General features: G+C 35.7%; 19 protein-coding genes. 4 read left to right on the top strand and 15 right to left on the bottom strand.

The window, feature by feature from the left end; translation table 11 throughout:
• Positions 1–37: 37 nt before the first annotated feature.
• The 5 genes from dhaS to IGJ55_RS00305 all read right to left on the bottom strand — a co-directional run bounded on the left by dhaS (position 38) and on the right by IGJ55_RS00305 (position 5805).
• On the bottom strand, positions 38–586 hold the full coding sequence (gene dhaS / locus IGJ55_RS00325) for a dihydroxyacetone kinase transcriptional activator DhaS (protein WP_430607025.1): 549 nt from the start codon (positions 584–586) through the stop codon (positions 38–40).
• A gap of 133 nt (positions 587–719) precedes the next feature.
• Positions 720–1481 (bottom strand): hypothetical protein, encoded by a 762-nt coding sequence (locus IGJ55_RS00320; RefSeq protein ID WP_430607023.1) that lies wholly within the window; start codon positions 1479–1481, stop codon positions 720–722.
• An 11-nt stretch (positions 1482–1492) separates the two neighbouring features.
• Complete coding sequence (locus tag IGJ55_RS00315) at positions 1493–2359, bottom strand: ATP-binding cassette domain-containing protein (protein WP_429951429.1); 867 nt, start codon at positions 2357–2359, stop codon at positions 1493–1495.
• A 255-nt stretch (positions 2360–2614) separates the two neighbouring features.
• Positions 2615–4762 (bottom strand): hypothetical protein, encoded by a 2148-nt coding sequence (locus tag IGJ55_RS00310; protein WP_430607021.1) that lies wholly within the window; start codon positions 4760–4762, stop codon positions 2615–2617.
• Between the two features lie 464 nt (positions 4763–5226).
• A complete protein-coding gene (locus IGJ55_RS00305; RefSeq protein ID WP_207121132.1) occupies positions 5227–5805 on the bottom strand; it encodes a TMEM175 family protein in 579 nt (192 codons plus the stop codon).
• Between the two features lie 165 nt (positions 5806–5970).
• Between IGJ55_RS00305 and IGJ55_RS00300 the strand changes: the two genes are divergently transcribed.
• A complete protein-coding gene (locus IGJ55_RS00300) occupies positions 5971–6168 on the top strand; it encodes a hypothetical protein (protein ID WP_083244322.1) in 198 nt (65 codons plus the stop codon).
• 86 nt (positions 6169–6254) lie between these two features.
• Here the strand turns inward: IGJ55_RS00300 and IGJ55_RS00295 are convergent, their stop codons facing one another.
• The 4 genes from IGJ55_RS00295 to IGJ55_RS00280 all read right to left on the bottom strand — a co-directional run bounded on the left by IGJ55_RS00295 (position 6255) and on the right by IGJ55_RS00280 (position 9328).
• Positions 6255–7346 carry a DUF5105 domain-containing protein gene (locus IGJ55_RS00295; protein ID WP_207121131.1) on the bottom strand — a complete coding sequence of 364 codons (1092 nt, stop codon included), beginning with the start codon at positions 7344–7346 and terminating at the stop codon, positions 6255–6257.
• A gap of 127 nt (positions 7347–7473) precedes the next feature.
• Entirely contained in the window at positions 7474–8262 is a 789-nt protein-coding gene (locus IGJ55_RS00290) for an HNH endonuclease (RefSeq protein WP_207121130.1), read from the bottom strand.
• A gap of 118 nt (positions 8263–8380) precedes the next feature.
• On the bottom strand, positions 8381–8782 hold the full coding sequence (locus IGJ55_RS00285) for a hypothetical protein (protein WP_069639460.1): 402 nt from the start codon (positions 8780–8782) through the stop codon (positions 8381–8383).
• An 18-nt stretch (positions 8783–8800) separates the two neighbouring features.
• Positions 8801–9328 carry an HdeD family acid-resistance protein gene (locus tag IGJ55_RS00280; protein WP_069639459.1) on the bottom strand — a complete coding sequence of 176 codons (528 nt, stop codon included), beginning with the start codon at positions 9326–9328 and terminating at the stop codon, positions 8801–8803.
• 381 nt (positions 9329–9709) lie between these two features.
• On the opposite strand from IGJ55_RS00280, the gene IGJ55_RS00275 reads away from it, so the two are divergent.
• Both IGJ55_RS00275 and IGJ55_RS00270 read left to right on the top strand, forming a co-directional pair.
• Complete coding sequence (locus tag IGJ55_RS00275) at positions 9710–10039, top strand: PadR family transcriptional regulator (protein ID WP_083244320.1); 330 nt, start codon at positions 9710–9712, stop codon at positions 10037–10039.
• Positions 10040–10041: 2 nt separating this feature from the next.
• Entirely contained in the window at positions 10042–10845 is an 804-nt protein-coding gene (locus IGJ55_RS00270) for a hypothetical protein (protein WP_430607018.1), read from the top strand.
• Positions 10846–10876: 31 nt separating this feature from the next.
• Here IGJ55_RS00270 and IGJ55_RS00265 read toward each other — a convergent pair whose 3' ends face one another.
• The 6 genes from IGJ55_RS00265 to IGJ55_RS00240 form a co-directional block, all read right to left on the bottom strand.
• Positions 10877–11260, bottom strand: coding sequence for a DUF956 family protein (locus IGJ55_RS00265; RefSeq protein ID WP_430607016.1), 384 nt, complete (start codon positions 11258–11260; stop codon positions 10877–10879).
• A gap of 139 nt (positions 11261–11399) precedes the next feature.
• Positions 11400–12311 carry a PTS system mannose/fructose/sorbose family transporter subunit IID gene (locus IGJ55_RS00260; RefSeq protein ID WP_069639456.1) on the bottom strand — a complete coding sequence of 304 codons (912 nt, stop codon included), beginning with the start codon at positions 12309–12311 and terminating at the stop codon, positions 11400–11402.
• Positions 12312–12333: 22 nt separating this feature from the next.
• A complete protein-coding gene (locus tag IGJ55_RS00255; RefSeq protein WP_010762081.1) occupies positions 12334–13140 on the bottom strand; it encodes a PTS mannose/fructose/sorbose transporter subunit IIC in 807 nt (268 codons plus the stop codon).
• A 33-nt stretch (positions 13141–13173) separates the two neighbouring features.
• Positions 13174–14172 (bottom strand): mannose/fructose/sorbose PTS transporter subunit IIA, encoded by a 999-nt coding sequence (locus tag IGJ55_RS00250; protein WP_207121782.1) that lies wholly within the window; start codon positions 14170–14172, stop codon positions 13174–13176.
• Positions 14173–14456: 284 nt separating this feature from the next.
• A complete protein-coding gene (locus tag IGJ55_RS00245) occupies positions 14457–14951 on the bottom strand; it encodes a mannose/fructose/sorbose PTS transporter subunit IIB (RefSeq protein ID WP_430607014.1) in 495 nt (164 codons plus the stop codon).
• Between the two features lie 240 nt (positions 14952–15191).
• The gene (locus tag IGJ55_RS00240) at positions 15192–18089 is read right to left on the bottom strand and encodes a sigma-54-dependent transcriptional regulator (protein WP_207121783.1); all 2898 of its coding nucleotides are present in this window, start codon (positions 18087–18089) and stop codon (positions 15192–15194) included.
• A gap of 416 nt (positions 18090–18505) precedes the next feature.
• Here IGJ55_RS00240 and IGJ55_RS00235 point away from each other — a divergent pair, with 416 nt between their 5' ends.
• Positions 18506–20137, top strand: coding sequence for an ABC-F family ATP-binding cassette domain-containing protein (locus IGJ55_RS00235; protein ID WP_069639452.1), 1632 nt, complete (start codon positions 18506–18508; stop codon positions 20135–20137).
• Positions 20138–20278: the final 141 nt, after the last annotated feature.

The raw sequence follows: 20278 nt of genomic DNA, 5'->3' as shown, positions 1-20278 counted from the left end.
AATGAACAACGGCATAATTCCACTTACATGCTGTTATTCATTGTCTTTCTTCAAAGCCTATTAAAAAAGCAGTTTTCATTTGTTTCGCAAAACGATGTGAATCAATCTTACAACCTTCAATAATCCATTTAGTCGCTAATGACACAAATGCATTCGCATAAAATTCTTCCAAAAATAAACGATCTACTTCCTCTAGCCCTTCATCTGTTTCCTTTTTGACGACTAAAACTTGGCGAATCAAGGCTTTTAAATGTTGCGTATAATACTCTTGAAAGGAGTTTTGTCCTTCAAAAGTCAGAATCCTGCGATAAAAAACCTGATTTTCCTCAAAGTAAACAAATAAATTCTCTACAATAAACTGCCAACCTTCGTAAGCTAAATTATCTTCGATTTTCTCGATTGCCTCTTGTCGGAAAATCCAGTCCGCCAAATCATATTTATCTTGAAAATGATCATAAAACGTCTGGCGACGCATATTACTTTCCTTCATGATTTTTGCGATCGTCACTTTTTCAAAACCGATATCCGCAACAAGTTGTTTAAAGACCTTCGCAATTTTCTTTTTTGTGATCAATGATCCTGTCATCTATCTGCACCTTTAGTTTCTTTAGTCCTTTTATTGTACCAGTTAATTTGCATTTAGAAAATCAATCATCCTATCCTCAAATAAAAAAAGCTAAAACTAGAGTTTCATGCCTAGCTTTAGCTTTAAATAATATTTACAAATTTTGTCTTTCTAACGTTCTTAAAGAAATATAGCCAAATACAACAATGGAAATAATTGTCAGGAATAATTGGAAAATATAGCTTCCTGTTGCACTAAAATCAAATGAGTACGCAATCGTATTTAAAATCCCAGTCACTAAACTACTTAGAATATTAAATCCGATAAACAGTAGAAATGAAAGATTTTTGCCTTTCATGATGATACAAGAAGTGGCAATCACCATCAACATATTTAAATAGCCAAGTAAACCTGAAAAAATAAATTTCCCAAAGCTCAAGTCTGTATAGTAAAAGACAGAATTAAACCCATCTACAAAACTATCCCAGCCATCCAGTTGAGTTAGCTTAATCAAAAATAAAATCGCAGGAATCAGTGTGATCATCAACATCAATACAAGCGTACAGATAAAAATGGCACCCACTTTAGCAAAGAATAATTTTCGGCGATTAACACCTGATGCTACCATCATCGCCATCACATTATTCTTATAATCCATCGAAATCATATGAAATGGGTAAACATAAGCAAAAATAATATTACCAAACACTACGATCACACTAACAAATGCCATTGTCCCTACCATTGACGCCGCTGAACTTGACTCATAATATGTATCTGAGAAGCTCGATGCCATACTCAATGAAAAGAGTGTTAAAACAATATTTAAAACGCCAATAACTCCAGCAGTAATCAAAAAGCTTTTATCTCGTAAAAATTTAAATACCTCCATTTTAAAAATCAGTTTTCCAGTCATTATCGCCCCTCCTAATTCAATTTCTCATCTAAAATTTTCACTTTAGATAATTCGGAAATTTCAATCGATTCTGCCGTCAAGTGTTGCTTCACAAGAATCCAGCGCTCATCAGAGATATCCAACTTCACGCCGCCTTCTTCATCCACTTGATAGTAATAATTCACTTCATCTAAAATTTCTTTCAAACGGTCATTATTTGTTGTATCGATACGACGAATTTGTTTTTCTTTTTCAGCATTAAGATCAATGGTTTCTGAAATTCGACCACGATCGATCACATAGACGATATCGCATAATGCTTCTAAATCATTTTGGACATGACTGGAAATCACCAAAGTTAACCCTTGTTCCGTCAAGTGTTTCAAGTATTGTTTAAACCATTTAACGGTATCGATATCTAAACCACGAAACGGTTCATCTAAAATCAAGACTTCCGGCGTATGCATCAAGGCAATCAATAAAATCAATTTTTTCTGCATACCGTAAGAATAGCTTTTTACTTTTTGATCCAACACAGCGAACAAATCTAATTCTCTGGCTAAATCTCTGGCTTTCTCTTCGTCAAAATTACCTCGTAATCCAGAAAAATATTGGATATTGAACCAACCTGAACGATTTGAATAAACTGACATCCCATCTAATACGATTCCCACATTTAACAACACTTCATTATGTTGTTTCACAGTAATACCGTCGATTGAAATATCTCCTTGGTAATTGGCGATGATGTTGGTCATACACTTGAATAATGTTGTTTTACCCGCACCATTGTGACCAACTAAACCATAGGATGTGCCTTTTTCAAAGTCCAATGAACGAATGTTCAAAACTTCTGCACGACCATAGCGCATAACTAAATCCCTTACTTTAATTTCCATAGTAAACTCCTTTATTTTTTTATGTTGTCTTTTTTACTAATATAATCACCTTAAATATAATAAAAGACTAACAATAATAGTTTATCATGTTTTTTATTCCTTATGGAAACTAATTATAGGTGAAAACGTTTTACTATTATCATAAAAATGAATTTATACTTATATTTACATAAAAACAATCCGACTTTCTTTAATTTATTAAGAAAAAACTGAGAACGACTAAAAAGGAGTCATCCTCAGTTCATGGTTTATCACTTATTGTCCTTCATTTTGACGCGCCAAGTACGTTTCCAGATATTCACTAAAAAGTTTGTAGCCTTCCATTTTTTGCTCAACATCTTTTGGACAATAGATCCACTTGCCCATAACTTTTCGTTTCTTAGATAAGACCTCGATCTCTTCTAGAAATTCATTCAAATCCTCAATCAGCTGTTGGCTGCTTAACTCATTTCCTAATAGGATATCTTTCTTCTCTCGTTCATATACAGACGCCCATAAATAAGGTAAAACTTCGATTTTTCGGATATTCGCATAAAAATCAGCTTTTGGTAGCATGCCTTTATGTCCCATTCCTCGTCCCTGTTGGAAAAATGAATGGATATCCCACTCTAATTTTTTCAAGCGACGTAAAGACGACCCTTGCGCCTCTTGAGAAGGATTGCTATTGTGATAGCCTTCTTCCAATGTCCATGGACTTTTCGTTTCTGTTGCTTGGGGATGCTTTTCTGACACACGATCAAGCATTTCTTCAATCGCCAAGGTAACCGTCGGTCGCTCTTCTACCACATCTTCAACAGGTTTCACTGGTCTATTCGCTTGTAAGAAAGTCTCTTTTGATGGAAAACTTCTATTTGTTTGTGCAATAGGTTTTGGCGATGTCACCACAGGTTTTACTGGCGGTGCTGGTGGTCCAATCATTGTCTTGTCTGAACTTGGTACAGAAGCCTCTTGAACGGCTACAATGGGTTCTTTTTTAGCTACTGGTACCTCTACCGCTTGTGCTGTTCGGCGCATTTTTTGTTCTAATTCAGCAATTTTTTGATGCGCTTTGATCAATTGGACATCGACTTTCCCAACTGTTTGAGTTAATTTTTTAATTTCTGTCGCATTTGATTTTAATTGCTCCTGATCTTTTTGGTGTTGTTCAGCTAATTTTTTCGCTGAATCACTTTTTGTCAGTTTTACTGTAGGAACTTTTTTCTTTTCTGTTTTTACTGTTGTCAATTCTGTCTCTACTGTTTGTAGTTTCTTTGTTAGCTGATCAATCACTTGGTTTAGTTTTATTGTTTCGGATGCTGTTTCTTGTAATTGACCATGATCTTGTTCTATCCTTGCTAAAGCCTCAGCATCTGGCTTGACCTCTAAAACGCTTGACTCCACCGTGTTCAATTTATCATTGATTTGTTGTAGCTGCTGCGCAATAGTGGTGACTTTTTCGCCTGTTTTTTCTACTTTATCTACTAATTTAATCTGCTCATCACTGGCTTTTTTAGCGATAGAAAAATTTAGCCTAGGGCCTTTTTCTTGTTTGTTTTTTTCAATGATTTGGTTTAGTTCTGTGACTTTCTGATCTGAACTGTTTATTCTTTGTGTTAACAATTCAATTGTTTGTATTGCTTCTTCTAAGCGTGTTTCTACCGTTGGACCAGCTTCTTCTCCTGGACCAAAGGTAATCTTAAATTTCGGTGGTGTCTTAGATTTTGGTATTAATCTCAGCTTTTCAGTGACAGCCGCTCTAAATGTCGAAAATTCTTCTGCTAATTGTCCAATTTTTTCATCGACTATTTTTAATTGTTTCGCATTGGCTGTTTCCAAAGCTTCTTTGGCTGCGACTTTGCTTTGCACTACTTTGACCACTGGTGGTGTTCTCTTATCTTTAACCGTCTGGATTTCTTTGTAAATATCATTCAAATTCTCACTAAATTGATTCATCATCTCGGTTAAAAGTAAGACTTCACTATTCGTTTCCTGCAATCCTTTGACCATTTCAATCGGCACTTCTTCCGAAAAAGCAGAGCGATGCTTTAAAGGTAACTCTGGCACTTCTAAACTACTGATCCACGTACGTAAATCACTGATTTGCAGTTTGCTGAGTGGATGTGCTAATGCAAGTAATAACGTAACATAGACAGCCTTTTGCGTCACTCTTACATAGAGATTTTTTGCAACACAATCTTCAAACTCGTGATTAAACTGTTCTGGTAAATCTTCTAATAATGCTTCAAATTGCTCTGGTTGTTCGTAATCTGTCGATACTTCAAATTTTCTTAGTAGGTAAACAGAATACTGACTCAGTACATCATCTGCATAAAGCTCTTCCCCTAAACGATTGTCTTCTATTTCTTTTCGTAAAAAAACCTTCTTATTTCCTGTTGTATTTTTTGTAAGATTCAACTTTTCCATATGTACTAACCGGCCCCTTTTTTACTTGTAACTTGCCTTTTTATTTAAAAATACCCTTTTCATAATCAAAGAGGCTGGAGTCTATGTTTCACTTTGACAATCAAAACCATCCACTTTACATAAAAGCAGATCAGATTGAATAGGTCATTTATTGGCAAAATGATTCCCACAGCACCAGTTTATTCGGATTTGAATACCATCAGTAACGCAGAAACTACTAATGTGTCAATCCCCTCTACATCCTTTTTATAATTCTATGTTTATTACGTTCTTTTTTAAACAATCATTTCTAATTTTACCCTAAAAACAACCGAATTTGTTTTCATAAAATGTCTTAATATTCGAAATAAATGAGAATAACACAATGATTTTCTATTTATATATATTTTTTAAAATAAAAAAATAAGACAAAACTTAAAAATAGTTTTATCTCACCTTTTTTAATTAAAAATATTTTAACAATATTACTTTTTATATTGTTTTTCAATTCGCCGATCTGGAATGATCCACATAATCAAAATGCCAATATTTACAATCAATACAAAATAAGGATGGATCAGCCAACCTAAGAGTAACCCTAAGACATTTAGAAAAATTGTTATATAGGATTTATTATAGCGTTGGAACAATTCACCTAATGGCGAGTCACTCCCATTTATTCGTATTAGCTCTCTCGTTAATACCAAATAGGAAATATTCGCTAAAAGAACCATCAGTCCGTATGTTATTTGCGGCACTAGACTATCGATAAAATCCCCTGCCCAAGCAGTAGCAAATGGAACTAGTGTTAAAGTAAAAATAAAAAAATTGTTTGCCCAAAGAACGCGTCCATCGATTTTTTTTACAAGCTGAAACATATGATGATGGTTATTCCAATAGATTGCCAGCATCACGAAGCTGACAATGTAGATAAATAACTTTTTTTCTATTCCGACTAAACCAGCTAAGGTATCCGTTGTCGGTTGATGTAATTCTAACACTAAGATCGTCATCACGATCGCGATAACGGCATCCGTAAACGCTTCTAGTCTTGATTTTGACATGTCCTTCATCTCCCCATTTTCATTTTACGTCCTTTTTAAGTAAATGCAATAATTCTGCCCGCCTAAAGATGGAGAGAAAATCAGCCTAAAGGTGGATTTCTTGAGCAAAAATTCTTGCTATACTTTATTCATAGACAACGAGAGAAAAAAATGGAGGTTTTAACAATGAGACAACAATCAATGGTCATGAATATATTAATAGTAATTGGGTTATTTTTCGTAGGGAGTATTATTTTAAGCATCGTACTTGGCCTTTTAGGCGGTCTACTATGGCTTGCGATTAAGATTATGATTCCTGTCGCAATTGCAGTTTGGTTAGTTCGTATGATTTCAGGTCCGTCAAATCATCGTAGGTACTATTAAACGTCATCAACAACTCAGCTTTTTAGGTTTATGATAAATAAATAAAACCGATTTAGTTCCCAGTGGAACTAAATCGGTTTTTCTATTTATTTACTAATATCGCCACGGAAAGCTTGTTCAAAACTATCGAAGTAGTTCAGTGTACCTTTTGTCTGAATCTCCCATTTGTCGTCTTTTTTCTTCATGATTACTTTAAATCCATCGCTATAATCATCAATGCTGACCGGCTTTGTATTTTTGAAGATTTCAGGAAGTTTATCAAGCTCAGCTTTTTGAGCCGCTTTACTTCTTTCATCGTAGTCTTGATCTATATGCGCATCGTAGTACTCTTTATTCACAGCCTCCATATCATCCTTCATTTCATTGAATGATAAGCCTTCCATGTTTACTGTTACTTCAGCTGCATCAGGGAAGTACGAAGCAACTTCGTATTCAACAGTAGCAACTTTGGCATTGTCTTCTCTAAAGACTTTAGCTAACGCTAAGCCTTCTTCGTCTGTTACTTTATAATCGTAGAATTTTTTCTTGATTGCTTTGTTGAAGTTTTCATCAAAGGTTTTGACTGCTGCATCACGATCATTGGCAACAAGTTCGTTATAGTCCTTGTTTTCAGTTGCTAAAAAGACTTCATCAACAAAAGCTGTTGCAGCTTTCTTAGCATCTTCACTATGATCTTTGTATTCAGAGGCATCAACATCAAGAATAATTGGTTTTGATTCTTTCTCGATTTCATAAATTCTAGGTTCAAAATGTAGTTTGTATTTTGCTTCTTTTTCTACAGGAAATACAATATAACCTGTCTTGCTTTTCTTACCAGAAATTTTTTCATAAGCAAGAAGTGGTGTTTTACTTTCATCTAGATAAAGACTCAATGCTTCGATCTTGCTATCGTCTTCGTCATAAAGCATAATATCCGTTGCGCTCATGTCTAAACTTTTATCTGTTTCATTTTTGATCGTTACTTTTAACGCAAGAAAACCTTCCCCATCTTCTGCTTCCTCTTCTTTTGGCACGACATATTCGCCTTCATCGATTGAAATAGAAGCAATTTTAGATTTTGATGCTTTCTTTTCTGTTTTACTGTCGTCTCCATCTTTTTTAGCAGACCCAGTTCCCCCACACGCCGCTAATGAAATGATAGCAACCGCTGACAAAAATACTAATCCTAACTTTTTCATGCATTCTCCCTCTAACATTTATTTTACATCTATTTCATTTTACTATAGTAAGAAGGTCATTTTATCTCAAAAATCTTAGAATTAGTCTAATTTTTTGAGAATTTAACTTGATTTTGTGAATCTCGTCTTATTTGGTTTCGATTGAGTACATCTTATCTCGGTAAGACAACATTTGTTGATTTTTGATTTTTTCAATTGCTTGAACAGCATAAGAAACACCTTTATGATAATCTTTATGAACTTGTTTAGAAACTGTTATCAGATTGCTTTCATGATCGCTACCGCCTTGTGCTACGAAGATTAAATGATGGATTTCCATTTGCTGATTGCTTGCTGGAATTCTGACATCCATTCGATTCGTAATGGCTAAATCTGCCCCCGTTACTCTACAGTAAAACTGATCTCTACTAGCAATTCTATACGGTAAAGTTGAGATCCCCCGCTTGAAAAAGGTTGCTTTCCCATAACTACGGCTGCAGCGATCAGAACAAAATGATCTTCTGCGACCTTCTAACGGTTGATTGCACCATTTACACAAATGAGTATCTTCTCTAAAATCAATCGTTTCATATCCTAAAGCTTCACCAAATGCTTTTTCATATTCATAAAGACTTAACCAACGCCTTGTATAGGTATCGGATTTTTCTTCTAAACGTAATTGACTGCCTTTGGCTTTATAAATATATTTATCAGGAATATCTTCAATCATTTCTTGGATTTCTTTTTTTCTTTCGGTAGAGAAGACAGAAAATTTATTTGTTGGTAATTCGCCTACACTAAATTGCCCAACCATTTTACATTTAAAGCAAATATAAAACTGCGGCATGTCTGACGATTCTTCTGAACAAAGTAAATCTACTTTTCTAGAACATTTTGGACAATAAGCTTTTGGTTGTTTGAAACGATGATAGTTCATAGTGTCATTCCCTTATATTTTTTTCTATTATAACGTATTTTATACTACAAAAAAGTAGGGGACAATCCTTACCAGATCATCTCCTACTTTTTACTCCTATTCAGTTAAATACTACCGATCAACCTAATTCATCTGTTTTTTTAATGATTTTTTTGATTTCATGAATGGCTTTCTTTTGTTCCAAGTAGCTTTTCACTTTGCTTTCATCACTATCGATTTTACCTAAAGTTGCGTCTAATTTATCAATTTCAGCATTGATTTGATAAACCAATGAATCTTGATCATCGATCCAGTTTTCAGCATTTTCTACTGCTTTATCAAGAGCTTTTTGCTCTTCTTTTTCGATCTTATTTTCTTTACGGATAATTGATTTTATTTCATGTAACGCTTTTTCTTGTTCATAAAAATGTTTGATTTTGCTATCTGTATCTTCCATTTTTCCAAGAGTCACGTCTAACTTATCCATTTCTTTACCGATTTTTTCTACTAATTTTACTTCTTTTTCTGCATAATTTGTCATTATTTGTTCCTCCTCGTCTTATCTAAATGCGTAAACAATTTGCGTGATACCAAAAAGCATAAAATAAAATCCAACTAGAAAACTTAATGTTAATGCTGAAGATAAAGGATTCATTAATAACATGATCCCTAAAATAATCCCCAAAACATCAACGACTAATGTAAACCAGAAGTAGCCAGTACTAACTGATTTCGCTAAGTCCAAAGCGAAAAGTCCAAAAACAGAGTCTAAGATAAACCAAACCGCAAAAATAAAGGGTAATGCTGCAACACCGATATTTAAGTTAAATAGGAAATATATCCCTATAATAATATCGATGATACCTAAAATAATTGGCGCATAGGCTTTATATCCTGTTAATTCCTTCATTCTATTTCGTACTAATATTTCAAAAATCCCTTTCACAATTGCAAATACTGCAAAAACCATCACAATTGCAATTAAGTTTCCTGCTGGGTCTTGGAAAGATAGTAATGCTGTTAAAACAAATAGAATCCCTAAAATCAAAGAACCCCAGTCAATACCCTTCTTGCTTGTTTCATTCATAGTGTCTCGCTCCTTTTTAATTCTTTTTACAGTTTTATGGTACTCCTAAAAAAAGGTTGGGTCAAAACAAAAGGTCTGAAAAATAACAAAAATATATGTTTTCATAAATTTTTATTAAATTAATTTCTTATATTAAACGTAAGAAAAAATTTAGTTTATAATACGCTATATTGTTTTACAACATAGCGTATTAATGAGGTTGGGACAGGAGTGTTTATTTCCGAAGCCTTCAAATTCTAAGTGCTTTAGCACTTAGAATTTGATGTGATCGAAGCGAAGCGTAGTGATTGCTTCTGCTCCCACCGTTTATACGGATTCTTTGAGTCTGAGAGATAACTCGTAGAGTTATGTCCCAGACTCTATTCAAAAGGAGGAGATCGTTTGGATACTACTCAGATGTTAAAAGGATTACTCGAAGGATGTATTTTAAAAATCATTCAAAAAAAAACAGTCTATGGCTATGAAATGATTACTTTATTATCTGAATATGGTTTAAATATGGTCAGTGAAGGCAGCATCTATCCTATCTTGCTTAAACTCCAAAAAAAACAGCTGATCATCGGAGAAATGCGCCCTTCTTCTGAAGGACCTAAGCGAAAGTATTATTCTCTAACAGCTACTGGGGCAGACTATCTAAAACAATTTGAACAACAGTGGTCATTGATCTCAACTGGTGTGCAAACTATTATGCAAAAAGAAAATGAGGGCTAAAAATGAAAAAAACCGATTTAATCAAACAAAACAATGAACTAAGAAAACAACTAACTCCAGAAAATAAAAAATACTATGAAGATATCCTTGTTTATATCCGAGTTAATTTAAATAAAGAGGAACAGCAAACAGAAGAAATCCTCTTAGAAATTTTGCAAGATATCTTAGACGCACAAAAAAAAGGCACATCTGCTCAAGTATTTTTTGGGAAAAATCCAAAAGAAATCAGTGATGCAATCCTTACTGAACTACCTAGTGACTCCGAGAAATATTGGAGCAAACTTTTCTTTATTTTCTTCTTGATTCTTTTACAGTACAATCTCTTTGACCTACTATTACAGCCTGTTGTTGCTATTAATTGGTTCAATACGCTTTTTCCTGTAATTCTGTTAATGGTCACCGCTATCTTAGGTCTTTTTTCGATTAAATATTCCACTTTTGCAAGTGATAAAAAAAAATGCTATTTATTCGCTTTTCTTGCTTTGCTGTTTTGGATGGGTAGTATTCTACTACCTATTATCGATAGACAGATGAATGGGCTCGTTGGCTATTTATTATTTTCACATCAGACGTTTGCAGCATTTCTGTTCATCCTTTCAATCAGTCTATTGGTGCTACAATTCCGCTTCAAAATGAACAATGCTGCCGGAATTTATATCACAACCTTTTTCGCTGTATTAGAAGGGGCTGTGTTGATCAATTTGATCAATCCAGTTATAGCTTCATCTGGCTTACAAATCGTGCTTTGGGTAGTCATTATTCTTGCTAATGTTCTTGGGATTCTAAGAGAAAAAATAAAAAGTTAACTCACTTCCACAAGTGAGTTAACTTTTTATTTTATGGCTTAGTTTTTTTCTTTCCTAATGATTGAAACGCCCGTTTGATTACATCAAAAAAACCTAAAGATTGTACCATATGATCTGGTGCGACATAATCTTGCATTTCTCTAAGCATTTTTTTAGGCTGTTTTGAAGAAAACGTATAAGTGCCATTTTTTTTCGTTTGGATAGCATATCGTGGGATCCATTTGCCTTTAAACATAACCGATGCGATCACATAATCCACTTCTTCCCATGGAATTTGAATAAATTTACGGCTATCACGAGAATTGTAAAATTCAAAACCTTTGTCGCCGATCATAATTTTTCCATAGTCCGTGAGGCCAGTAAATGCAGTAGCATCCGTTATGAAATCTACTTGTGTATTCAGTGATTGAACCATTTTATCCGCTCCATTTCTTTAGTGCTTTATGCGATTTAGCATACGTTTATTCTGATGATCATGCTGTGTAAAAGAGTTTAGGGCAAAACTAGTCAACCGTTTTGCCCTAAATGTATGTCTCATTAAACACTTGATTTAATTATAGTAATCCGATAACGTGACCAGCGACACCGACTACAAATAGACCAAGAATGATAATGATTGGTGATACTTTTTTCTTCAATAACCACATACAAAAGAATGTAAGCAATAATGCTGCTAATCCTGGAATCAATTGATCTAGGTTATCTTGTAAAGTTGTCACTTTCATTGCTGAGAGTGCTTTACCTGAACCGACTTCTTCAAAGGCCTTTTGTAATCCTTCTCCATTGATTGGAAGCTTATCCCACTCAACATATGCACCTTTATCTAGCTTAACTGTAGAAACAGTTGGAATAAATTTGATTGATACCCACCGCTGTACTAAGGCTGCCAGTACGAACATCCCCAGAATCGAAGCTCCTTTGGTGACATCTTGCAACAATCCACCTGAAAGGTCTTCTGTGATTTTAGAACCTGCTTTATAGCCAAATTCTTGCGTATACCACATGAAAGCCCAACGAATAAGATTCCATGCGACGAAGAAAATGATTGGCCCAAGAATATTTCCACCAATTGCAAGTGAAGCGCCTAACGCACCTAGCATCGGACGAATCGTAAACCAAAAGACTGGATCACCAACACCTGCTAAAGGGCCCATCATCCCAACTTTCACCCCTTGAATTGCTACATCATCAACAGGGGCGCCATTGGCACGTTCTTCTTCCAATGCTAATGTTACACCTAGGATCGGTGACGCAATGTATGGGTGTGTGTTAAAGAACTCTAAGTGACGTTTTAATGCCGCAGAACGATCTTCTTTTGTTTTATATAATTTCTTGATCGCTGGGATCATTGAGAATGCCCACCCACCATTTTGCATACGTTCATAGTTCCAAGAGCCTTGAATGAATGTAGAGCGCCATGCAACGGCTAAACGATCTTTTTTGGATAATTCAATTTTTTCTGCCATGTCTCTTCTCTCCTCCTTCAGTTTAATAGTCGTTTAAGATATCGCCAAGCGGATCACCAGTATTGCTTCCGCCACCGCTACCATTTGATGAACCACCCATTTTAGAAAGGTTCAAATAGATCAATGCTAACGCAACACCTAAAGCACCAAGTGCAATCAATGTTAATTGAGAAATTGCCGCTACCACAAAACCAATGATAAAGAATGGCCATACTTCTTTGGTTGCCATCATATTGATTACCAATGCGTAACCTACAGCCACGACCATACCGCCACCAATAGCCATACCTTCAGTCAACCAGGCCGGCATTGATTCTAATGCTGATTGAACCGTTTCTGCCGGAATGAATAAAAGGGCTGCTGCTGGAATCGCAATACGAATCCCTTGCATACATACTGCTAAAATGTGCAACATTTCAATTTTTCTGATATCGCCTTTTTCAGCTGCTGCATCCATCATATGCACGATCGGCACAGCAAGTGTACGAACGATCATTGTTAAGAAAAGACCTGCTACTGCAAGTGGTACAGCAATCGCGATTGCTGATGGAACACCTTTAACACCTTGTCCGCCTAATACTAAAATAATTGCTGATGCAACAGATGCTAAGGCCGCATCCGGTGCTACTGCGGCTCCGATGTTCGCCCAACCAAGTGCGATCATTTGTAATGTTCCGCCAAGAACGATCCCAGCTTCTAAGTTACCCGTTACTAAACCGATCAAGGTACATGCCACTAACGGTTGGTGAAATTGGAATTCATCAAGAATTCCTTCCATACCAGCTAGAAAGGCAACTAAAATTACTAAAATAATTGTTATAATAGACATGATAAGCCTCCTATTTTCATTTGAATTTTTGGATTATTTTGAGTGTGCTTGTGCTAACTCATGTTTTGCTTTTTTAAGGATTTCATCCATATTCGCGCTAGAATCATTTGGAACTTTACGGACATCAAATTTAACACCCATATTTTCAAGTTTTTCAAACGCTTCGACATCTTCTTGTCCCATCGATAATACTTTACTTACGACTACTTTTCCGACTGAATGTGCCATAGAACCAACATTTACTTCTTTGATGTCTACGCCTGCTTCAACCACTTTTACTACATCTTCTGGATTTTCAAATAGCAGTAATGCTTTGGTATTCCCGAAACGTGGATCTTTTGAAATTTCAATCATTTTACTGATTGGGATAACGTTCGCTTTCACTCCTGGAGGAGCCGCTTGTTCGATCAGTTTTTTACGAAGATCATCTTTCGATACGGCATCTGAAACTACGATGATTCGATTTGGTAAAACTGACTTTGTCCAGGCTGTCGCGACTTGACCATGTAATAAACGTGAATCAACACGAGTTAAAACAAATTTGATTTTGCCATCACCGACAACTGTTCCTTCAGGTAAAGAACCTTTAGGCTGAGCATCTTCCACAACAGCTTTTGGTGCTTCAGCGGGTTCTAGCTCTTCTGGTTTGATTCTTACGCCTTCTTTAGCAGTTTCCAAAATGTGCGTTGCAATTTCTTGCGCTGAGTTCATAGAAAAACGTGACGAATATGCTTCGATCAACATTGGTAAGTTTAAACCACTAACGATTGCCCATTTGTCTTTATGTTCTTCAAAAAGGCTATTCGCTTGGTTAAACGGTGTTCCTCCCCAAAGATCGACTAAAAATAATACTTCGTCTTCTTCATCAAACGTTGCGATTGCTGCTTTTAATTTGGCTTTTAAATCGTCTGGGCCTTCGCTAGGCATCAATACAACTGCTTGTACTTTTTCCTGTTCACCAAAAATCATGGAACCGGATTGTAAAATGCCTTGAGCAAACTCCCCATGGCTAGCAATAATAATTCCTACCATAATTTGATACCTCCTATATTTTTTTCAACTACTACATCACGTCGATCATCAACAGATAAAAACACTACTAGAAATATATAAAAGAAAAAATGCGTTACTCTGCTTGTGTTTTCAATTCCTTATGATCGATAGCGCGGATGCTTCTTAATGATTACCCATTTCTCAAACTACTTTGACAACCACTTTCACTAATTGGATCACTCCTCCCAATTCTATGCATAAGCTACGACAATTAGCATTGAGTCAGTGCAGCACATCATTTATATAGAAATCCAAAAAAAGAATTACACTAACTGTTCTTTTTTCAGCAATTCCATCAAATCTACTTGGTTATCCGCAACTACTTTTCGGATCTCCAACTGAATCCCCTGATCATCTAAGTACTTGAATGCTGCAATGTCTTCTTTGTTAACAGCCACGGCATTTGTGATCATTCGTTTGCCACTGGTAAAACTCATACCACCAATATTGACTGAATCAAAAACGACATTGCCCTCTACTACACGTTTGACATCTTCTGGGTTAGTAAATAGCAACATTACTTTTAAGCTGTCAAAACGTTCATCGGCAAAAGCTGCGATCATTTTTTCAACGGTAATGACATTTACCTTCACACCAGGCGGCGCTGCTTGTACAAGTAACGCTTTTCGCAGTGTATCATGTGCAACTGCGTCACTAATGACTAAAATTCGGTTTACATTAGTACTTTTGGTCCAAACCGTTGCAACTTGTCCATGTATCAGTCGATCATCGATTCGAACTAAGCGAATATCCATCATTTCTGGTTCTCCTTCAACTCATTAGTCTGCTCAGTCAATTCTTAATACTTTATTAATAAAATACTACGCCCGGTCATTTATTGCCAAAATAACGACCAACAAAATCAGCTAAAAATGGTTGCAGGACATATAGAATTCACCTACATCTTATTTAAAGCAATTTCCATGCCAAAACTAGTGTATTGTTAGAATCGATGAAAAACTAAGGGATTATTTAAGAAAATACACAAAGAAGATACACTAAAATAGTGTATCTTCTTTGTGTATCGCATCTAGTGTATTCTCTGTATTCTGTGCTTGGTTCAGCTGTGTATTTTTGATTAATTGAATGACATAGTAAACTTCTTCCAACGGCATATCTATCTTAAATGTTTGTTTTAAATAGAATGCAGCTTTCATTACAACCTCATAGCTAGGTTCTGACGTAATCTGTTTCAACTCTTCTTCAGTAAGGGTCAAGGTATCGTGTTGCAGTACTCTTTCAAGCATACCTGCTAAATGCATGACCAAATTCACATAGAAGGAATAGTCTAGCTTTAAATCCAGCTTTGTTCGGATGATATCTGTAAATTCCCATAAAGGATCGATCACTTTTTTAGGATTGATAAACGTGAAACTTTCTTCCATATAATCAATACAGATTTTTTTAGCCGCCAATTCATCCATTTCTTGTGCTTCTATATCAATATCGCTATCCAATAATAGCTTACTGATCACAGATTCAGCTTCCCCAGAGAAGAAGGTTTCCATTGGAATGAAGGGGACTGCAATTTTAGGATCAGTGATCCCTGTTGCTGCAATCACACGATATTCTTCTTGAATGGTGATTAATTGCTCTTTCATATCAATAATAGAAAGAGGTAATACTTCTAGTTCTAAGTTTAATTGAGGTGGAACAGAAGCTTCGATCATTTCTTTCATCCGTTTTGCCGTACCTTCTCCAGAAGCACAGATTGCGACAATCACGCGCTTTTTCCACGGAGCTAAGGAATCGATTTCTCTTTCCTGCTGGATGCCTGCATAACCTTGAAAGTTCTTTAGAGAATCGTATAATGAATCTAACTGTGTATCGATCAATGTTGTTTTTCTCGCAGTTTCTAATACGATTGGGGTTGTGACCATATCAACTGTTCGTACATCAATACCTGTCTGCCGGGTTATTTCATCTGAAAATGTAGCCAAAGAACCCATGTCGACTAAAAGAATCACACCACTATCTTCATTGACCTCCTTCACCACATTGACAATTTGACGCAAAGCTTCTTTTGGCTGCATTTCTAAAGGCATGTCGACTGCTCTTAAATTATCAACATTCAATAGCTGTGATACGACTTGTACCATACTTGTAGCTGTACTTTTTCCGTGCGCTGCGACCACGATTCCAATACGTCCAGCATCTTTATTTTCTCTAAGGGAAATCAATAAGACCGCTAGATAATACGTTTCAAATTCTGGAATCTTCATTTGATAATTGATTTCAATGATTCGTTTGATTTCTTGCGCTGTTTCAAACTCTACAGGATAATCCAACACCATGTTTCGAATATTTTCGTTTAATTGATGCTGCCGTTCCTCACCATTTTGAATTCGTTTTAAAAACGAGCTGATATGTAAACTCATCGCATAAATAAAATTCGATTGGAAATTATAATTTAATTTTTGTTTGGCAAAATTGTAAATTTCTTTGGTAACATCAATGATTCGCTGATCTACGATCTCAGCTAATTTATTTTCTGTATCAAAAGTAAATCCATGGTCTTTATAAAAGGATTTTAGATGAACATTGATATCTGTCGTGATGAAATTATTGATTACTTCTTGCTCTAATCCATCTGCTTTTAATAAAGCAGCTTTATCTCCGATGATCTCATATAAATTATACGGCAATTCATAAGCATCTGACTGGATCGTTACTAAAGGCTCGTTTGGAGACACGATCATTTGCGGCTCCAAATATTTGGATAATTCAGCTAATGCATCGCGATTACTTGCCAATTGCATCATGCCTTCTTTGATACTATCCGTCAACTCATCGATTGTAATCGTCAATTCATCTTGGTCAATATGATTTAAAAAGCCTCTAGCCGTTACTAACTGAACATTTGACTTCAACTGGCCAACATTTCCATAAGAAACACTACCAATCAACGCCTTCACCACATCTTCTGATAGTGATATCTTTCTATGAATGCGTGAAGCTTCCATTGAAATCATCACTCTCAGCAAATCAATTTTTTCTTTTGCTGGTCGATCAATAAAATTAGGCAACTGAATGATAATCGGAATTCTACGGACAAAGGTATTTAATAAAGAAGAGGTTGGGTTTTCAGTTGTAGCACAGATGATTCGCACATCTGCTCGTCGATTCTTAACCGTTTCTCCTAATCTTGAATAGGTACCATGGTCCATAAAGTAAAAGACCATTTCTTGTCCTTCTGGCGGTAAGCGATGCACTTCATCAAGAAATAGAATACTGCCATCAGCTTGATGAATGATCCCTTCTTTGGCTTTTGTGGCACCTGTAAAGGCGCCTTCAGCATAACCAAATAGATGAGACATCAATAATTCAGGATTATGAGCATAATCGGCACAATTAAACACAATCAGCTTTTTATTCGCATCGATTACCTGATTCATCAAAGCAAATTGGAACATCGCATGAGCAAAATAAGTTTTACCTGATCCGGTTGGTCCTGTAATCAAACAGTTCAACCCTTTTGGTGGATACAAAATCGCAGCCTTAGCTTGCTCAACAGGCGTTCTCATACTCCCAGTAGAACCAATCATTCCTTTAAATATATCTTCTCCAGCAAATTTCTTATTTGGTTTATGTACAGGATCAGTGACCGTAGCAGACGCTTCAACTAAACTATGTTCCCGGTAACTTTTAACTGGTTTGGATAATGGTTGATATTTAAAGATGCCTTTATCAACATATTTGACCGGGCGTCCATCCGTTTTTTCTAATAATCCTTCTCGAACAAGTTGATTTAAATCCTTGCTGGCATTGGTTCTTTGGATATCTAGAGCTTCTGAAACATCACCTGTTGTCACTCCACCACCTAAAGAAACATCGTTAGGCGTTAAACTTTCAGTCTGTTCTTTTACATAAAGATAGATTCGTTCGATACGCTTCATCACCACTTCTCCTTTCCGTTTAAATGTGAATCAGCTCGTGAAAATAGATAATAAAAGTGTCGTAGGCTTGTTCAGTCTTGATTGGAAAATAGCAAATTATGACTAAGGTGTTTTCTGCCTCATTCCTAATTTATCTTTTTTCTGAAAGACTAGCCTGTGGAGCCACATAATAACAAATGCTAAATCGATTAAACGATACACTAATTTTACGTGTATCATACAGTGTATCGTTTTAAAAGTACACTGATAACCTTTTTATTAAAATGTTTCACATGAAACACTATTATTTTTAAGCTGCTTCTTTTTGGGAAAACTATAAGGTATTTCTGAAAAAGTCTGAAATTCCTTGAAAAATGTGGGTTTCCTCGCTATAATGCAGAGAGGTTTAACTATTCTATATGAAGTGAGGAAAACAATTGATTACTGTAAATGATGTAAGTTTGCTATTTTCAGACCGCAAACTTTTTGATGATGTAAATATTAAATTCACACCTGGTAACTGTTATGGCTTGATTGGTGCAAATGGTGCTGGTAAATCAACATTCTTAAAGATTTTATCTGGTGATATTCAGCCAACAACTGGAAATGTTGCTTTAGGTCCTGATGAACGTTTGGCTATCTTGAAACAAAACCACTTTGACTTTGAAGACAACACTGTTCTAGAAACGGTTATCATGGGTCACAAACGTTTGTACGAAGTAATGAAAGAAAAAGATGCTGTCTATATGAAAGAAGATTTCACGGATGAAGATGGAATCAAAGCAGCTGAACTTGAAGGTGAATTTGCGGAGTTAAACGGTTGGGAAGCTGAACCAGAGGCAGCTGTTTTACTACAAGGATTAAATATTCCTGAAAGTCTACATGACCAAAAAATGAGCGAATTAACAGCCGGCCAAAAGGTCAAAGTCTTGCTTGCACAATCTCTATTCGGTAAACCTGATGTTTTACTATTAGATGAGCCGACCAATGGTTTGGATACTCGTTCGATCAATTGGTTAGAAGAATTTTTGATCAACTTTGAAAATACTGTTATTGTCGTTTCCCATGACCGTCACTTTTTAAACAAAGTATGTACACACATGGCCGATCTTGATTTTGGAAAGATCAAATTATATGTTGGTAACTATGATTTTTGGTTGGAATCAAGCCAATTAGCGGCAAAATTACAATCAAATGCTAACGCGAAAAAAGAAGAGCAAATCAAAGAGCTGCAAGACTTTATCGCTCGTTTCAGTGCCAATGCATCAAAATCAAAACAAGCAACTTCTCGTAAAAAAATGTTGGATAAAATTACATTAGATGATATTCAACCGTCTTCACGCCGTTATCCATTCGTTGGCTTTACACCTGAAAGAGAAATCGGAAATGATTTGCTTCATGTGGAAAACGTTTCGGTAACGATCGATGGCAAGAAAATTTTAGATAATATCTCATTCTCTTTAAATAACGTTGATAAAGTGGCCTTCATTGCTGACAATGATATCGTTACAACCACCTTATTCAAAGTGATCATGGGCGAAATCACGCCTGATACAGGTAGCGTACGCTGGGGTGTTACTACGACTCAAGCTTATTTACCAAAAGATAACAGTAAAGACTTCGATACCAATTTAACGATTTTAGATTGGTTACGTCAATTTGCAAGCAAAGAAGAAGATGACAATACCTTCTTGCGTGGATTCTTAGGAAGAATGTTATTCTCTGGTGAAGACGTACTGAAATCAGTCAACGTCCTATCTGGGGGCGAAAAAGTACGTGTGATGCTCTCTAAATTAATGTTGTCTAAATCAAATGTACTTGTTTTAGATGATCCGACAAATCACTTGGATTTAGAATCGATTACAGCTTTAAATGATGGACTGATGGCTTTCACTGGCGCGATTTTATTTGCCTCACATGACCATCAATTTATTCAAACATTAGCAAACCGCATCATCGCTGTTTCTGATAAAGGTGTAGTTGATCGTGCGGATACAACTTATGATGAATTCTTAGAAAATAAAGACGTTCAAAAACAATTGGATGAATTGTTTTCTGGCGAGTATTAATTCTGAATTAACAAATATAAGCATTTATTTTAAATAAAAAAGGTCTGGATTAATGAACCGACCTCAAAAAGTTAGACTTTTTGAGGTCATTACATATTCCATGACCTTTTTTTAAATCTATATTCCAGATAATTTTAGTTG

It is taken from the genome of Enterococcus sp. AZ170 (assembly GCF_050545135.1).
In the GTDB taxonomy this organism is placed as follows: domain Bacteria; phylum Bacillota; class Bacilli; order Lactobacillales; family Enterococcaceae; genus Enterococcus_L; species Enterococcus_L ureilyticus.
This window is presented reverse-complemented; position numbering and strand designations above follow the sequence as displayed.